Annotated in this window: 15 protein-coding genes, 3 tRNA genes and 1 pseudogene; 11 read left to right on the top strand and 8 right to left on the bottom strand. The window is 51.4% G+C overall.

Annotation, left to right across the window (positions count from 1 at the left end; all coding sequences use genetic code 11):
* Positions 1-3 precede the first annotated feature (3 nt).
* Together sufE and ldtE are read left to right on the top strand one after the other, a co-directional pair.
* A complete protein-coding gene (gene sufE / locus ACLW56_RS04610; protein WP_330982639.1) occupies positions 4-420 on the top strand; it encodes a cysteine desulfuration protein SufE in 417 nt (138 codons plus the stop codon).
* A 101-nt stretch (positions 421-521) separates the two neighbouring features.
* Entirely contained in the window at positions 522-1526 is a 1005-nt protein-coding gene (gene ldtE / locus ACLW56_RS04605; RefSeq protein ID WP_330982638.1) for a L,D-transpeptidase LdtE, read from the top strand.
* A 76-nt stretch (positions 1527-1602) separates the two neighbouring features.
* Here the strand turns inward: ldtE and lpp are convergent, their stop codons facing one another.
* Both lpp and pykF read right to left on the bottom strand, forming a co-directional pair.
* Positions 1603-1839, bottom strand: a complete 237-nt coding sequence (gene lpp / locus ACLW56_RS04600) for a murein lipoprotein Lpp (protein ID WP_003029373.1) — start codon at positions 1837-1839, stop codon at positions 1603-1605.
* 308 nt (positions 1840-2147) lie between these two features.
* Positions 2148-3560 carry a pyruvate kinase PykF gene (gene pykF / locus ACLW56_RS04595; RefSeq protein WP_330982637.1) on the bottom strand — a complete coding sequence of 471 codons (1413 nt, stop codon included), beginning with the start codon at positions 3558-3560 and terminating at the stop codon, positions 2148-2150.
* 418 nt (positions 3561-3978) lie between these two features.
* Here pykF and fumD point away from each other — a divergent pair, with 418 nt between their 5' ends.
* Positions 3979-4191 (top strand): fumarate hydratase FumD, encoded by a 213-nt coding sequence (gene fumD / locus ACLW56_RS04590; RefSeq protein WP_330982636.1) that lies wholly within the window; start codon positions 3979-3981, stop codon positions 4189-4191.
* Between the two features lie 57 nt (positions 4192-4248).
* On the opposite strand, the pseudogene ACLW56_RS04585 reads toward fumD, so the two are convergent.
* A pseudogene (locus ACLW56_RS04585) lies at positions 4249-4368 on the bottom strand (TetR/AcrR family transcriptional regulator); the annotation flags it as partial.
* Between the two features lie 248 nt (positions 4369-4616).
* Here ACLW56_RS04585 and ACLW56_RS04580 point away from each other — a divergent pair.
* From ACLW56_RS04580 to ACLW56_RS04555, 6 genes are all read left to right on the top strand, one after another.
* Positions 4617-5384, top strand: coding sequence for a basic amino acid ABC transporter substrate-binding protein (locus tag ACLW56_RS04580; RefSeq protein ID WP_330982635.1), 768 nt, complete (start codon positions 4617-4619; stop codon positions 5382-5384).
* 69 nt (positions 5385-5453) lie between these two features.
* Positions 5454-6218 carry an amino acid ABC transporter permease gene (locus ACLW56_RS04575; RefSeq protein WP_330982634.1) on the top strand — a complete coding sequence of 255 codons (765 nt, stop codon included), beginning with the start codon at positions 5454-5456 and terminating at the stop codon, positions 6216-6218.
* Positions 6205-6927 carry an amino acid ABC transporter ATP-binding protein gene (locus tag ACLW56_RS04570; RefSeq protein ID WP_330982633.1) on the top strand — a complete coding sequence of 241 codons (723 nt, stop codon included), beginning with the start codon at positions 6205-6207 and terminating at the stop codon, positions 6925-6927. Before ACLW56_RS04575 ends, ACLW56_RS04570 begins: the two co-directional genes overlap by 14 nt.
* 89 nt (positions 6928-7016) lie before the next feature.
* Positions 7017-7742, top strand: a complete 726-nt coding sequence (pgeF, locus tag ACLW56_RS04565; RefSeq protein WP_330982632.1) for a peptidoglycan editing factor PgeF — start codon at positions 7017-7019, stop codon at positions 7740-7742.
* 313 nt (positions 7743-8055) lie between these two features.
* Complete coding sequence (locus ACLW56_RS04560) at positions 8056-8697, top strand: helix-turn-helix transcriptional regulator (protein WP_330982631.1); 642 nt, start codon at positions 8056-8058, stop codon at positions 8695-8697.
* A 4-nt stretch (positions 8698-8701) separates the two neighbouring features.
* The gene (locus tag ACLW56_RS04555; RefSeq protein ID WP_330982630.1) at positions 8702-9307 is read left to right on the top strand and encodes a helix-turn-helix transcriptional regulator; all 606 of its coding nucleotides are present in this window, start codon (positions 8702-8704) and stop codon (positions 9305-9307) included.
* An 802-nt stretch (positions 9308-10109) separates the two neighbouring features.
* On the opposite strand, the gene ACLW56_RS04550 is transcribed toward ACLW56_RS04555, so the two are convergent.
* The 4 genes from ACLW56_RS04550 to mdtK all read right to left on the bottom strand — a co-directional run bounded on the left by ACLW56_RS04550 (position 10110) and on the right by mdtK (position 11869).
* Positions 10110-10186: transfer RNA gene (locus ACLW56_RS04550), tRNA-Val, on the bottom strand.
* 15 nt (positions 10187-10201) lie between these two features.
* Positions 10202-10278, bottom strand: a tRNA-Val gene (locus ACLW56_RS04545).
* Between the two features lie 2 nt (positions 10279-10280).
* Positions 10281-10357: transfer RNA gene (locus tag ACLW56_RS04540), tRNA-Val, on the bottom strand.
* Between the two features lie 138 nt (positions 10358-10495).
* Positions 10496-11869, bottom strand: coding sequence for an MdtK family multidrug efflux MATE transporter (mdtK, locus tag ACLW56_RS04535; protein ID WP_330982629.1), 1374 nt, complete (start codon positions 11867-11869; stop codon positions 10496-10498).
* A 237-nt stretch (positions 11870-12106) separates the two neighbouring features.
* On the opposite strand from mdtK, the gene ACLW56_RS04530 reads away from it, so the two are divergent.
* Together ACLW56_RS04530 and glgS are read left to right on the top strand one after the other, a co-directional pair.
* On the top strand, positions 12107-12748 hold the full coding sequence (locus ACLW56_RS04530; protein WP_330982628.1) for a riboflavin synthase subunit alpha: 642 nt from the start codon (positions 12107-12109) through the stop codon (positions 12746-12748).
* A gap of 208 nt (positions 12749-12956) precedes the next feature.
* Positions 12957-13166 (top strand): cell surface composition regulator GlgS, encoded by a 210-nt coding sequence (gene glgS, locus ACLW56_RS04525; protein ID WP_330982627.1) that lies wholly within the window; start codon positions 12957-12959, stop codon positions 13164-13166.
* A gap of 46 nt (positions 13167-13212) precedes the next feature.
* Here the strand turns inward: glgS and ACLW56_RS04520 are convergent, their stop codons facing one another.
* Positions 13213-14541 (bottom strand): PTS sugar transporter subunit IIC, encoded by a 1329-nt coding sequence (locus ACLW56_RS04520; protein ID WP_330982626.1) that lies wholly within the window; start codon positions 14539-14541, stop codon positions 13213-13215.

Genomic DNA, 14541 nt, shown 5'->3' with positions numbered 1-14541 from the left:
AACATGGCCGACTTGCCGGACAAAGACAAACTGTTGCGCAACTTCGCCCGTTGCGCCAACTGGGAAGAGAAATACCTCTACATCATCGAGCTGGGGCAGCGATTAACGCCGCTCAGTCCGGAGGCGCACACGGCGGACAACATTATTCAGGGCTGCCAGAGTCAGGTCTGGATAGTGATGCAGCGCAATGAAGAAGGGCGTATTACCTTGCAGGGCGATAGCGATGCGGCGATTGTTAAGGGGCTGATTGCTATCGTGTTTATCCTCTATCACCAGATGACCGCTCAGGACATTCTGGCGTTTGATGTGCACCCGTGGTTTGAGCAAATGGCGCTGACTCAACATCTCACGCCCTCGCGCTCGCAGGGGCTCGAAGCCATGATCCGTGCAATTCGCACGCAGGCTCTCAGTTTTAGCTAAACTAAAAGTATAGCTTTCATTCTGTTACGCGAGGTGGGGATGCCGCCTCGCTGGTTGTTCAGCTTTCTGGCGTCAGTCAGTGACTAAAAGGGAAACTCAGTATGAAACGCGCGTTTCTTGTTACTCTTCTGCTGTTAGGTGCTCTTGGCGCGTCTCAGGCCGCCAGAGCGGTTGAATACACCTTGCCGTCCGACGGTAGCCGCCTGGTCGGGCAGAATCAGACTTACACGGTGCAGGGGGGCGATAACAACCTGCAAACTATCGCGCGACGCTTTGATACCGCCGCGATGATCCTGCTTGAAGCCAATAATACGATTGCGCCTGTGCCACAGCCTGGCACGCAGGTGGTTATTCCGCTGCAACTGCTGCTGCCTGATGTGCCGCGTGAAGGGATTGTGGTGAATCTGGCGGAACTGAGGCTTTACTATTTCCCACCAGATGGGAAGAGCGTGCAGGTTTACCCGCTGGGTATTGGTCAGTTAGGGCTGGAAACGCCAGAGATGACGACACGTGTGGGGCAAAAAATCCCTAACCCAACGTGGACGCCAACGGCCGGGATACGTCAGCGTTCGCTGGAAAAAGGTGTCACGCTGCCGCCGGTCGTGCCCGCAGGGCCGAATAATCCTTTAGGGCGCTTTGCGCTGCGCCTGGCGTACGGGAACGGCGAGTATTTGATTCACGGTACCAATGCGCAAGGTAGCGTTGGGCTGCGAGTCAGCTCGGGCTGTATGCGAATGTTTGCCGATGATATCAAAGCACTGTTTGCGCAAGTTCGTGTCGGTACGCCAGTCAGGGTTATCAATCAGCCAGTGAAGTATTCGGTAGAGCCGAACGGCATGCGGTATATGGAAGTCCATCGTCCAATGACCCAGAGCGAATCGCAGAACCCTCAGACCATTGCTTATGTGCTGCCGGAAGGCTATGCGCAGTTCACCAGCGACAAGGGAACGGACAAAGCGATGGCGGATAAAGCGATGCATCGGCGGATGGGGGTGCCGGTGGTGGTGTCTGCCGGGGCGACGCCTGACGTCAGCGCAATGAATCCGGTGCAGTCGGTGCTGAACGGCACGCCTGCGACGGCATCAGAAACGCGGGTTACGCAGTAGCGCAGAAAACAAGGAAGGGGAATGACAGGCAAAAAAATGGCGCACAGAGTGCGCCATTTTTACAACACAGATACCATTACTTACGGTATTTAGTCGCTGCGTTGTCCAGGCGCTGGTTAGCGCGTGCTGCGTCGTCTTTAGCAGCCTGAACGTCGGAACGCATTGCGTTCACGTCGTTGCTCAGCTGGTCAACTTTAGCGTTCAGAGTCTGAACGTCAGAAGACAGCTGATCGATTTTAGCATTGCTGGAGCAACCTGCCAGCAGAGTAGAACCCAGGATTACCGCGCCCAGTACCAGTTTAGTACGATTCATTATTAATACCCTCTAGATTGAGTTAATCTCCATGTAGCGTTACAAGTATTACACAAAGTTTTTTAGGTTGAGAATATTTTTTTGATGGGAATACGCTTATTTTTGATCGTTCGCTCAAAGAAGCATCGAACTTAACAAAAAGGGATAAAAAACTGTGTGAAAACAGCGCGGTTTCATCGGATTCATCTTAAATAATCAAAACTTAAATAGTGAAATCCGATTTGCTTTTTTATTAAACATCGCTATTGGACGAATAAAAAAGCGCCACGAGGGCGCTTTAGCGGATAAATTAATACAACTGGAAATAATTACAGTACGTGAACAGACGCAGTGTTCGTGGTGCCGCTCGGTACCAGAGCACCGGAAACCATCACCACAACGTCGCCTTTCTGAGCCAGACCGCTCTGCAGAGCCACTTCTTTACCCAGACGGTAGAAATCATCAGTAGAAGAGATTTCTTTCACCAGCTGTGCGTTAACGCCTTTAGACAGCACCAGCTGACGGGCAGTCAGTTCGTTGGTGGTCAGCGCCAGAATGGTCGCGTCCGGGAAGTATTTACGGATGGCGCGTGCAGATTTACCGCCCTGGGTCGCAACAACAATCAGTGGCGCTTCCAGTTTCTCAGCCGTTTCTACCGCACCGCGGCAGACCGCTTCGGTGATACGCAGTTTACGGCTGTCGTTGTTGAAGTCCAGACGGCTGGTCATCACGCGGTCAGTACGCTCACAGATGGTCGCCATGATGGTCACCGCTTCCAGTGGGTATTTCCCTTTTGCGGATTCACCAGACAGCATAACAGCATCGGTGCCGTCGAGGATGGCGTTCGCCACGTCGCCTGCTTCTGCGCGGGTGGGGCGTGGGTTTTTGATCATGGAATCCAGCATCTGGGTCGCAGTGATAACCACTTTGCGAGCACGGACACATTTCTCGATGATCATCTTCTGCGCGAAGATAACTTCTTCAACCGGGATTTCAACGCCCATGTCGCCACGAGCAACCATGATGCCGTCAGACGCTTCGAGGATTTCGTCGAAGTTGTTCAGACCTTCCTGGTTTTCAATTTTGGAGATGATCTGGATGTTCTCGCCACCGTGCGCTTTCAGGTGCTCACGGATTTCCAGCACGTCAGAACGCTTACGGATAAAGGAAGCTGCGACGAAGTCAACGCCTTGCTCGCAACCGAAGATCAGGTCTTGTTTGTCTTTCTCAGCCAGGGCTGGCAGCGCGATAGAAACGCCGGGCAGGTTAACGCCTTTGTTTTCGCCCAGGTCGCCGTTGTTCAGCACTTTACAGATAACTTTATTGCCTTCGATGGCCGTCACTTCCATGCCGATCAGGCCGTCATCAACCAGAATGGTGTTGCCGACTTTCAGGTCAGTGGTGAAACCTTCGTAGGTCACCGCGACAGTTTCGCTGTTGCCCACAACGGATTTATCGGTGGTGAAGGTAAAGGTCTGGCCTGCTTTCAGGGAGACGTCATTACCGCCTTCCAGCTTGATGGTACGGATTTCCGGACCTTTGGTATCAAGCAGAATGGCAGCTTTCTTACCGGTTTTGTTCAGCACGTTGCGCAGGTTCTGGATGCGCTGGCCGTGTTCAGCGTAGTCACCGTGGGAAAAGTTCAGACGCATTACGTTCATGCCGGCGTCCAGCATTTTGGTCAGCATCTCTTCGGATTCGGTTTTTGGACCGATAGTACAAACGATTTTGGTCTTTTTCATGACAGTCTTAGTCTTTAAGTTGAGAAGGATAGGAGAATCTCGATTCGTGGGCGCACTGCCACGAAGTCAAACCGGTATAACGAAAGTTGCGATGCCACGAGTTAAGGATAGGTGACATCAAAAAAGCGTGCAGAGGAAAGTGAGCCCGGTTGTCAGCTACGAAGGAAGGATGAAGTTTTAAGCTATTTTTTGTGCAGTCCAATGCGCTGAAACCATTCAATAAAGAACCGGCGCGTATTATACGAGGTTACGGGTAAAAAAGAAAATGAAAACGCTGTTTCAGAACAAGACGATAGCGCTTAACAAAATCCCTACGAAATCTTTTGCTGCTGGTAACAGAAGCACAGTGCGAAAATCTCGCCAAATGCGGCTATTATCAATAATGAATTGATAATTAACGAGTTAGCAGGAGCAGGGAATGGGCAATCAACACAGTGAAGACGCGCTGTATCAGGAAATGTGCCGGGTCGTCGGCAAAGTGGTGCTGGAGATGCGTGATCTCGGGCAGGAACCCAAACACATTGTGATTGCTGGTGTGTTGCGCACCTCACTGGCCAATCAGAAAATCAAACGCAGCGAGCTGACCAAAGAAGCCATGGAACGAGTGATCCTCGCGCTGGCAGGGCAATAAGCCGGGGAATGCCAGACTGCCTTAGCGAATCAGGCAATCACAAACCAGGCCAAGCTAAACGTGTTCGAGCACCGCCTGGTAAAGCTGCTCTTTGGTTTTGAAGTAATACACCACCATCCTTTTGGTGGTTTGCGCTTCCCCGGCGATTTGCTCCATGCGCGTTCCAGCAAGGCCATGGACGATTGTTTGTTTAAACCGCTTCAGTTGCCGCAGCTTCAGGGAATGCTTGAGGCGGTAGCCGAGCATCATCTGAATCAACTTAACGACGCGATTGCGAGCTGGCTGGAGGCGTCTTGATACGATGTCGTCCGGCCTGGCGGCGCGGCTGTAGGACATAACCTACCGTTATAAGGAAGATCATTTGTTGCATATGCAGATTAAGTTCTGTATTTTTATGCAAATTAAATGCATAAAAAGGTAGCGATATGATCAGCAAATGGATGAAAGCCTGTTGTCTGACGGCAGCGTTAGCCGCAAGCGCACAGGCAGCAGCAGAAACGTATGTGGTAGGGGCTGGCGGTACCTATCGTCCGTTCGAATTCGAAAACAATCAAAAGCAGCTGGAAGGCTTTGATATCGACGTGATTAAGGCCATCGCCAAAGCGGAAAATTTTGAGATCAAACTGGTCAACACGCCATGGGAAGGCATTTTCGCGACCCTCAATTCTGGCGATCGCGACATCATCATTTCAGGGATCACCATTACTGACAAACGTAAACAAATGGTCGATTTCTCTGCCCCTTATTTCCCGGCAGAACAGTCCATTGTGGTGCCGAAAGACTCCAAAGTGGCGTCGCTTGATGCGCTGAAAACAGAGAAAGTCGGCGTGGTGAACTCCAGCACCGGCGATATCGTCGTGTCGGATGTGCTGGGTAAAAACAGCACCGCTATCAAGCGTTTTGACAACACGCCGCTGATGTTACAGGAACTGTTTGAAGACGGTGTGAGCGCGGTGGTTGGCGATGTCGGCGTGGTGAAGTACTACATCAAACAGCACCCGGAAAAACAGTTCAAACTGGTGCCGGACGCCAAATTTGAACGTCAGTATTTCGGCATTGCGGTGGCAAAAGGCAACACCGAGCTGTTGGGCAAAATCAACGATGGCCTGAAGAAAATCGTCGCTGACGGCACTTACGCCAAAATCTACCAGACCTGGTTTGACGCAGACGTTCCAACGCTGCCTGCACAATAATCACGCTTTTCATTTAACACCACGGCGATCGCCTTCGCGGACGATCGCCGTTTTTTTCAGGGATAAAGTATGACGGGATTCCGTTGGGAAATTATCGAGGAGTACGGCCCGCTGTTTATTGACGGCGCGATAATGACCCTCAAGTGCACCATCATCTGTGTGATCCTCGGCACGCTGTGGGGGTTGACCCTCGGCCTGGGGCGAATGGCCAAAGCTGAACATGGGCCATGGAAATACATCCTGCGCTATCTGGTGCAGTTCCCGGTGCGTTTTTACGTCAGCGCATTCCGTGGCACGCCTCTGTTTGTGCAAATCATGGTGGTTCACTTCGCGCTGGTGCCGTTGTTTATCAACCCGCGCGACGGCCTGCTGGTCACCGGCGGGCTGATGAGCAGTGACTTCGCCCGCGAACTGCGTTCAAACTACGGCGCGTTTCTGTCCTGTATCGTGGCGATCACGCTGAATGCGGGGGCCTACGTTTCGGAGATTTTCCGCGCTGGCATTCAGTCCATCGACAAAGGGCAGATGGAAGCCTCGCGTGCATTGGGGATGCCATGGTGGAAAACCATGCGGAAGGTGATTTTGCCGCAGGCATTTCGCCGCATTCTGCCGCCGCTTGGGAACAACGCGATTGCTATCGTGAAGGATTCTTCCCTGGCCTCAGCCATTGGCCTTGCCGATCTCGCTTACGCCGCGAGAACAGTTTCCGGGGCTTACGCCACCTACTGGGAACCCTACCTGACCATTTCAGTGGTGTACTGGGTTATTACGTTCGTGCTGGCGCAGCTGGTTAACCGTCTGGAAAAGAGGTTTGGCAAAAGTGATTCACATTAAAAATCTGCATAAACGCTTTGGTGAAAGCCATGTCCTGCGTGGGATCGACTGCGATATTCAGCCGCAGGAAGTGGTGTGTGTGATTGGCCCGTCCGGTTCCGGGAAAAGTACGTTTCTGCGCTGTATGAATGCGCTGGAATCGGTGAGCGAAGGGGAAGTGGTGGTCAACGGCTTTCCGGTTCACGACAAGAAAACTGACCTGAATAAGATGCGCGAAAGCGTTGGGATGGTGTTTCAGCGCTTTAACCTGTTCCCGCACATGACGGTGCTGGAAAACTTGCTGATGGCTCCGATGGCGCTGCGTGGCCTGTCACGGGCGGAAGCTATCGCTTTTGCTGAAGGTCTGCTGGCGAAAGTTGGGCTCAGCGATAAGCGTGACGCGTGGCCGTCGAGCCTTTCTGGCGGTCAGCAACAGCGCGTAGCCATCGCTCGGGCGTTGGCGATGCAGCCTTCCATCATGCTGTTTGATGAACCCACTTCAGCGCTGGACCCGGAACTGGTGGGCGACGTGCTGGACGTGATGAAAAACCTCGCCAAAGAAGGGATGACGATGGTTATCGTGACTCATGAAATGGGCTTTGCCCGTGAAGTGGCGGATCGGGTGATTTTCATCGACCAGGGCGTGATTCAGGAGCAGGGCACACCAGAACACATTTTCAACACTCCGCAAAACCCTCGTACCGCTTCCTTCCTCAGCAAAGTGCTGTAACGACGCAAAACTTGCGGTGTCATCCGGCTTGCCGGAATGGCATCGCTGGTTTACGGTTATAGGCTAAGCCCAAAGACGCAAAGACAATTATGGCCTGGTTTTCTCGTTTACTGACCGACATTCCCGGCATCCGCCACGCTTTCCTGAACGTTCATGAATCTGCAGCTTTTGATCAATCCCGGCTGGTGGATATCAAGCAGGTGCATGGTGCTGAGCTTTTGTCCCTGACTGAAATGCCCGAACAGCGGCCACATGTGGACGGCGTAATCACGTCGCTTACGGCGCAGCAGATAGGGATTGTGACAGCGGATTGTTTGCCTCTGCTGATGGCTTCTCGCGACGGCAGGGTGATTGCCAGTGTGCATGCCGGATGGCGTGGTACAGCGGCAGGCATCGTACAGCAAACCGTGCAGCAGTTTGCTGCCAGTGGCGTTGAGGCGAAAGATATTGTTGTCGCCATAGGGCCGCATATTCGGGCTTGCTGTTACGAGGTGTCTGAAGCTTTTTATCACACTTTGTTGCAGATGCCTGCCCGAGAAATTGTTAACCGAAATCAGGAACGGTTGTTCTTCCGTTCCCCACAACATCCTAATGCGTTAAGCGCACGTGCCCGCGAAAACAACAGTCGTTGGTTTGATTTGCCGGCCTTTTGTCTGCTGCACCTGCAAGATTTAGGGATTCATGCTGAAAATATCGATGTGCTGGAAAAATGTACCTATTGCACGCCTGACGAACTGGGTTCTTATCGCCGACGTACTCATGAACCTGCGACTAAAACGCAGCAAATTTCCTGGATGAATAAAGACAGTCAATAAATGAATCATTCAGAAAAGGGTATTCGTTTAATTCATGTGTTTACTCACGCTCGACGTTTTCCTCGCATGGATGTGTTTGTTTCATCCTCAGTGAAAACCTGAGGCACGCTATTATGCGAGAGGGTTCTGGATCCTCTGTACGGGCGGGAGCGGATGCTTTAGGATTTTGTCAGGTCATTAATTAAAAATGAATAATTTATTAATTGTAATGAAATTGTATAAATATAATCCAGTATTGGACTATTTGAATCATTGTAAATGAATGTGAATCTACTATTCTGAGGCCGCTAATCATTTTCTGATCATGGAAGTTATGAAACAAGGATCTACCATAGTGCCAGCGCTATTTCTTTTTGAGCCACGCATGTTGCTGCGTACGGCTGTTACAAATTTATTAACAGAACAACACTCGCAAATTCAGTCACATCAAGTACTGCCTTCATTAATTGAGAGCATACATGCGACACGTTCAGACAATAAAACATTGTTAATCGGTGTGGGTGGCGCAGGGCACGCTTATTACGATCTCTTGCGCTTCATTCGTCGCATGAAATCACTGAAAGTCAAAACCATTGTCTGGGTACCTGCAGAATATCCCTGGATGCTACGTTTGTTGAATTCCCTTCATGTTCACCAGGTGATTGTCGAAGAAGACATTGCCACCGTACTGCCTGCCTTGGTTACCGAGGTCATGGGCGCTAAACCGCGATCTGCACGTGAGACTGGTGGGGTAAAACGAACACGTAGCATCACGCAAACTGAGCTGGATATTCTGCTGCAATTTGCCTCCGGACTCTCATCAAGAGAAATGTCCGAACAGCGTAATTGTAGCTATAAAACGATTTTCTCATGGAAGCATAATCTGTGCGAAGCCTTAGAGCTTGAATCGCATTCTGACTGGCTTGAAGTGCTGTTCCAGCTTTCACAACTTTCATCTCAATATCAGGCAGGGTAATATTGTGGCAAATTACAACGTCTTATCGCTTTCTGCAGATAGCATCTGGATTCAGGCTATTGGGTTAGGTTTTACTCATTTGGCGCGTACCAATCCAGGTTGGACTTATCTTATTACCTCAAAAGAAGAAGACGGATTTATTCCAAACCTCCATATTCTTGATTTGACTTCCAGTGAAGATATTGATGTGCAAGCGCTTCCGGCTGTTAATTCTCGATTATTAGTTCTGGTGCATGCTTACCAGCGTCGCTTGATAAAAACATTGTTGCAGGAATGTCGCTGTTCCATTCTTTGTGTCGATGAACATTTTTTAAATTTTCGCGAGATTATTGAATGCAGTGCTCGGAATAAACGATTCATGAGCCCATTTATTCGTGAATTAATGACAAAACAACCTGAGGCTACAGAGGAAATTCTGCTTACTGACGCCGAGAATAAAGTTTTGAATTTTATTCGCAACGGGAAAAATGGGGTGGAGATTTCGCAGGCCTTGTTCCGTAGCCAAAAAACCATCAGCAGCCATAAACGAAATATCATGCGCAAGCTGGGAGTTCGCGATGACCTTGGGTTGAAGCAAAAGATCCTGGCGATGGAAGAGAGTGCGAGGTAACTGAGGGCGCATGGATGCGCTGGGGTCCAGAGTACTGTTCCGTTCACTTTATGACTTTCAGCCACCTCAACTTTCGCTGCACGTGAACGGGTTAAGGGAGCCTCTCGCGGCTCCCTTAACAATCCCGGCGACCCCGCGAATGAAACCGGTGCTTTGCACTAAACCTCCCTGCCAACCAGCTGTCTGCGGCCGGCTCGACGTCCCTGTCTCATTTCGCCTCAGTCCGCCATCCATGGCGGCCTGACCTTGTCATCTGGTCGTCAGCTCGGCGGTTTCAGCGGGGGGCAACACCAGCGCCCACTGAAGCCGATGTGTGGGGTTTTAGTCCGGCTGAAAATCGCCTCAACCTTCAGCAACTGGCCGGGGGCGCCCGCAACCCGGCGGGGGGCCCCCGCCCCATGCGGGAGGGTGGGGGTACGGGGAGCCCCCCCGCTTCCGGGGGGGGGCCCCCGGCCAGTTGCTGAAGGTTGAGGTTCCGTGAAGCGGCGATTTTCTTTTGCCGGGAGCCGGGACAAATTTGTCAGGAACAAATTTGAACAGCGCTTGCGCTGGCCCCGAAGGGGTGAGGCTCATGGATGGGCCGAATAATGTAAGGGAATGGCGGTGAATTCCCTTAGCACGTTCACCGCAGCGGGGACAACAGAGTAGCAGTGGACTTATAGTGAACGGAACGATCCCACAGATGTTTTATGGATATTAATTTTATGGCGATCTCTCAGTACGAATACCGAGCAACAAATAGCAATAGCTTATGGGATGAGCCAACAGCAGAAAGAGAATACAAGAAAGGTAAAACAGTGAATGGTGCGTCCGAGTGGACTCGAACCACCGACCCCCACCATGTCAAGGTGGTGCTCTAACCAACTGAGCTACGGACGCACAAAGAAAAAGCAATGGTGCGTTCAATTGGACTCGAACCAACGACCCCCACCATGTCAAGGTGGTGCTCTAACCAACTGAGCTATGAACGCAATGGTGCGTCCGAGTGGACTCGAACCACCGACCCCCACCATGTCAAGGTGGTGCTCTAACCAACTGAGCTACGGACGCACAACGGGGACGAATATTAGCGGCAGGGAGGGGAAGTGGCAAGAGGCAATTGCCACTTTTCTTTCTGATTTCACGCGATTGCGGAACAACTGCACAAACTGTTGAGAAAGCCGCCACTTAAAAGCAGCGGCTTTGGGGTTAGCGAGCCGCGCGCGCCAGAATGATGGTGGAAGGTTGACGCTGAAGGAAGCGCATACGCAACATCATCAAAATGGCCGCCGAAGTCAGGCCGATAATAAAGCCCATCCAGAAGCCTGCAGGGCCCATTCTCGGCACGACAATATCCGTTAACGCCAGAATATAACCGCCTGGCAGACCCAGCACCCAGTACGCCGTGAAAGTAATAAAGAAGATGGAACGCGTGTCTTTATAGCCGCGCAGAATGCCGCTGCCGATAACCTGAATGGAGTCAGAAATTTGATAAACCGCGGCCAGCAGCATCAACTGCGAGGCGAGCGTCACCACCTCAGGGTTATCGTTGTACAACATAGCAATGTGTGAACGCAGGGTGACGGTGAAGATAGCGGTCATGACCGCCATACATACGCCTACGCCAAGCCCTGTCCATGCAGCTGTTTGAGCATCCAGCGTCGAGCCCTGGCCCAGACGGAAGCCCACACGAATGGTCACCGCAGCGGCCAGTGACATCGGCAGAACGAACATCAGCGAGCTGAAGTTCAGGGCAATCTGGTGCCCGGCAACCTCAATAATGCCCAGCGGTGAAACCAGCAGTGCCACGACGGCAAACAGTGTTACTTCAAAGAACAGCGCCAGCGCAATCGGCAGGCCAAGTTGTACCAGGCGTTTCATGATAGCCATATCCGGCATCACAAACCCTTCGTGCGTGCGAATGTCACGCATAGAACGGGCATTTTTCACATAGGACAGCATGGCAATGAACATCACCCAGTAAACCGCGGCTGTTGCCACACCGCAGCCAACACCGCCGAGTTCCGGCATGCCAAAGTGGCCATAAATAAAGATGTAGTTGACCGGAATGTTGACCAGCAGGCCAATAAATCCCATCACCATGCCGGGTTTGGTTTTGGCCAGACCTTCACACTGGTTACGGCAAACCTGGAAGCACAGATAGCCAGGAACGCCCCACAGCAACGCGCGCAGATACCCCACGGCTTTGGCGGCCAGTTCAGGGTCGATATTGTGCATGGAGCGAATAATGTACCCGGCGTTCCACAGGACGACCATCACCAGCACCGAAACGGTGCCTGCGAGCCAAAAGCCCTGGCGAACCTGATGTCCAATGCGGTCACGACGGCCGGAGCCATTGAGCTGGGCAATGACTGGCGTTAACGCCAAAAGCAGGCCGTGTCCGAACAGAATAGCTGGAAGCCAGATGGACGTGCCGATGGCGACGGCGGCCATATCGGTGGCGCTGTATCCACCTGCCATGACGGTGTCGACAAAACCCATTGCCGTTTGGGCCACCTGCGCAAGGATGACCGGGATTGCCAGCGCGAGAAGCTGGCGCGCTTCTGAAACGTACTTTTGCACGGGTAGATACCTTCTTATCTTTGTTATTGTGGAAGAGACTAAAAAAGCCGCCGTAACTGGCAGCAAGAAGAAAGAGCAGGGGAATTTTCGAATATATTGTAGCGAGTCATCGTCATTAAGCCAGTCAAAAAATGGCGGGGAGCACTGGCTGACTGGCAACGCGGAAGGGCAACTGATATTGTTTGAGGCATAAAAGACGGTGCTGATTCCGTCTTCGTAGATACAGGAGTTAATGGCATGTTTACTGGTATCGTTCAGGGCACCGCAAAAATTGTGTCCATCGATGAGAAACCGAATTTTCGCACCCATGTGGTTGAAATGCCGGAGCATATGCTCGACGGCATTGAGACTGGCGCGTCGATTGCCCACAACGGTTGCTGCCTGACGGTGACGGAGATTAATGGCAACCGCATCAGTTTTGATTTAATGAAAGAGACGCTGCGTATTACCAACCTCGATGAGCTCAAAGAAGGCGATGTGGTTAACGTCGAACGCGCCGCACGTTTTAATGACGAAATCGGTGGGCATTTAATGTCCGGTCATATTATGACGACCGCCGAGGTGGCGAAAATTTTGACGTCTGAAAATAACCGTCAAATCTGGTTCAAAGTCCAGGACGCCGCGCTGATGAAATACATCCTCTATAAAGGATTTATCGGCGTCGATGGCATCAGCCTGACGGTGGGCGAAGTGACGTCAACCCGTTTCTGCGTGCATCTGATCCCGGAAACGCTGGAACGCACCACGCTTGGCAAGAAAAAACTCGGTGAGAAAGTGAATATCGAAATTGACCCGCAGACTCAGGCCGTGGTCGATACGGTTGAGCGTGTCATGGCAGCGAAAGAAGCGGCCGCATTGCAGCAGAGCGCAGACGAGTAACAGCTTTTCACAGCGATACATAAAAAGACGGTAGCGTTTAACGCTGCCGTTTTTTTATGCCTGAAAAAACCATTGATGCGTAGAAATGTGAACCAGACCCGGCTTCGTGCAGCAGAAGCGCACGCAGCGCTCAAAAAAAGAGCAACCATAAGTCGATACTGAAAGTAGAAGCATATGGCCTTATACGATAAATATTGTCACGGAGGGTATGCTGATGAACCAAAACAATCTCTATGCGCTAAAGAATTTTGATTTTCTGGCCCGCAGTTTCGCTCGAATGCACGCATTGGGCCAGCCGGTAGATATTCAGAGCGTTACCGGGAATATGAGTGAGGAGCAGCAGGTCTGGTTTCGGAAGCGTTTTGAACACTATCGCATGCAGGCTGAACAGGCCCGTCAATTAGAAGAATACGCATAATGTCAGGCCGCGGGAAATATCGCCCGCGGCCTGTTTCTTTTGGTTATCAGTTTGATTCAGCCAGCTGCTTTGCTTGAGCTTCTTCTTCCTTTTGCTGCTGTTCAGTTTCCAGCATCTTCTTCTCGTACACTTTGAAGAACGGGTAGTAGATAGCCAGCGAAATAAAGAAGCAGACGAACACTAATCCGCAGGCAATCAGGTTCCAGTTGGTGGTTATCAAGGCTCCCAGCGGGGCAGGAATAGTGAAGGGCGGTTTGACCATCATTCGTGGGATCAACCCGGAAATAGTAAAGAGGTACACCACCACCGTGTTGACCATCGGCGCAAGAATGAATGGCACCGCCAGAATGGGGTTCATCACAATGGGCGCGCCAAATATCATTGGCTCGTTAATATTGAACAAACCCGGAATGAAAGACAGCTTGCCGAGCGATTTCAGGTAGACAACTTTCGAGCGAATAAACAACACCACCAGCGCTAAGGTAGAGCCTGTTCCACCCATTTGTGCGTACCACTGGAAGAATTGTTCGGTGAAGATATTGGGCAATTCATAGGCGCTGGTTCCGGCCTGGAACAGCTCCATATTTTGTACAATAGCCTGATCCCACAGCGGGCGAATCAACGGACCCATGACGGCATGGCCGTGAATACCAAACACCCAAAACAGGTCGATAAAGAACTGAGTGATGATCCCGCCAAACAGGTTGGTCCCGGTCATAAAGCCTTTCAGCGGCATAATAATGAAGCTGATAATGGCATTAATGTCGATATTGAAAAAATGCCGGGGGATCCAGAATATCAGCAAGACAGCAAGTGTCGGGAACAGGGCCGAGAAAGAACTCGCCACCACCGGTGGAACACCAGCAGGCATCTTGATTTCAATATTACGAACTTTGATAAAACGGTAGATTTCAATGGCAATCAACGAGGAAATAATCGCCCCGAAAAGCCCCTGAGAGCTTAAAGAAGTAATCGGGATATAGCGGCCAGCAACGGCTTCTCCGGCCACGGTCACGCCCTCTTTGATATTCACTGGCACGATCATCAACAGTGTCGCCAGCATGGCCAGTAACCCGCTGGTGATGTCGTTGAGCTTATAGCTTTTGCCGAGGAACGAGCCAATGGTGAAGGCGGCGTACAGCGACATCAGCCCTACTGTGAAGCGAAACGGCACATCCAGCATGTCTCGCCACGGGGCGATAAAGTCCATATAGCCTTTAATCGGGATATTCAGCAGGATAACGAAAAAAGAGCCGACAATCGTCAGCGGCAGAATGGAAATTAAGCCATTGCGAATGGCCTGCATATGACGTTGATTGCCAATGGCGTTCGCCACCGGCAGCATTTTTTCAGCCAGCTTTTCAAAAAAGGCCAT

The sequence above is a fragment of the Pantoea sp. sgz302252 genome, assembly GCF_047713085.1.
In the GTDB taxonomy this organism is placed as follows: domain Bacteria; phylum Pseudomonadota; class Gammaproteobacteria; order Enterobacterales; family Enterobacteriaceae; genus Scandinavium.
This window is presented reverse-complemented; position numbering and strand designations above follow the sequence as displayed.

What these genes read in the sequence shown, in the direction of transcription:
- ACLW56_RS04575 (WP_330982634.1), top strand. Translation starts at nt 5,454, where the DNA reads ATGACGGGATTCCGTTGGGAAATTATCGAGGAGTACGGCCCGCTGTTT.
- pgeF (WP_330982632.1), top strand. Translation starts at nt 7,017, where the DNA reads ATGGCCTGGTTTTCTCGTTTACTGACCGACATTCCCGGCATCCGCCAC.
- lpp (WP_003029373.1), bottom strand. Translation starts at nt 1,839, where the DNA reads ATGAATCGTACTAAACTGGTACTGGGCGCGGTAATCCTGGGTTCTACT.
- ACLW56_RS04560 (WP_330982631.1), top strand. Translation starts at nt 8,056, where the DNA reads ATGAAACAAGGATCTACCATAGTGCCAGCGCTATTTCTTTTTGAGCCA.
- glgS (WP_330982627.1), top strand. Translation starts at nt 12,957, where the DNA reads ATGCTGATGAACCAAAACAATCTCTATGCGCTAAAGAATTTTGATTTT.
- ACLW56_RS04530 (WP_330982628.1), top strand. Translation starts at nt 12,107, where the DNA reads ATGTTTACTGGTATCGTTCAGGGCACCGCAAAAATTGTGTCCATCGAT.
- sufE (WP_330982639.1), top strand. Translation starts at nt 4, where the DNA reads ATGGCCGACTTGCCGGACAAAGACAAACTGTTGCGCAACTTCGCCCGT.
- ldtE (WP_330982638.1), top strand. Translation starts at nt 522, where the DNA reads ATGAAACGCGCGTTTCTTGTTACTCTTCTGCTGTTAGGTGCTCTTGGC.
- ACLW56_RS04580 (WP_330982635.1), top strand. Translation starts at nt 4,617, where the DNA reads ATGATCAGCAAATGGATGAAAGCCTGTTGTCTGACGGCAGCGTTAGCC.
- fumD (WP_330982636.1), top strand. Translation starts at nt 3,979, where the DNA reads ATGGGCAATCAACACAGTGAAGACGCGCTGTATCAGGAAATGTGCCGG.
- ACLW56_RS04520 (WP_330982626.1), bottom strand. Translation starts at nt 14,541, where the DNA reads ATGGCCTTTTTTGAAAAGCTGGCTGAAAAAATGCTGCCGGTGGCGAAC.
- pykF (WP_330982637.1), bottom strand. Translation starts at nt 3,560, where the DNA reads ATGAAAAAGACCAAAATCGTTTGTACTATCGGTCCAAAAACCGAATCC.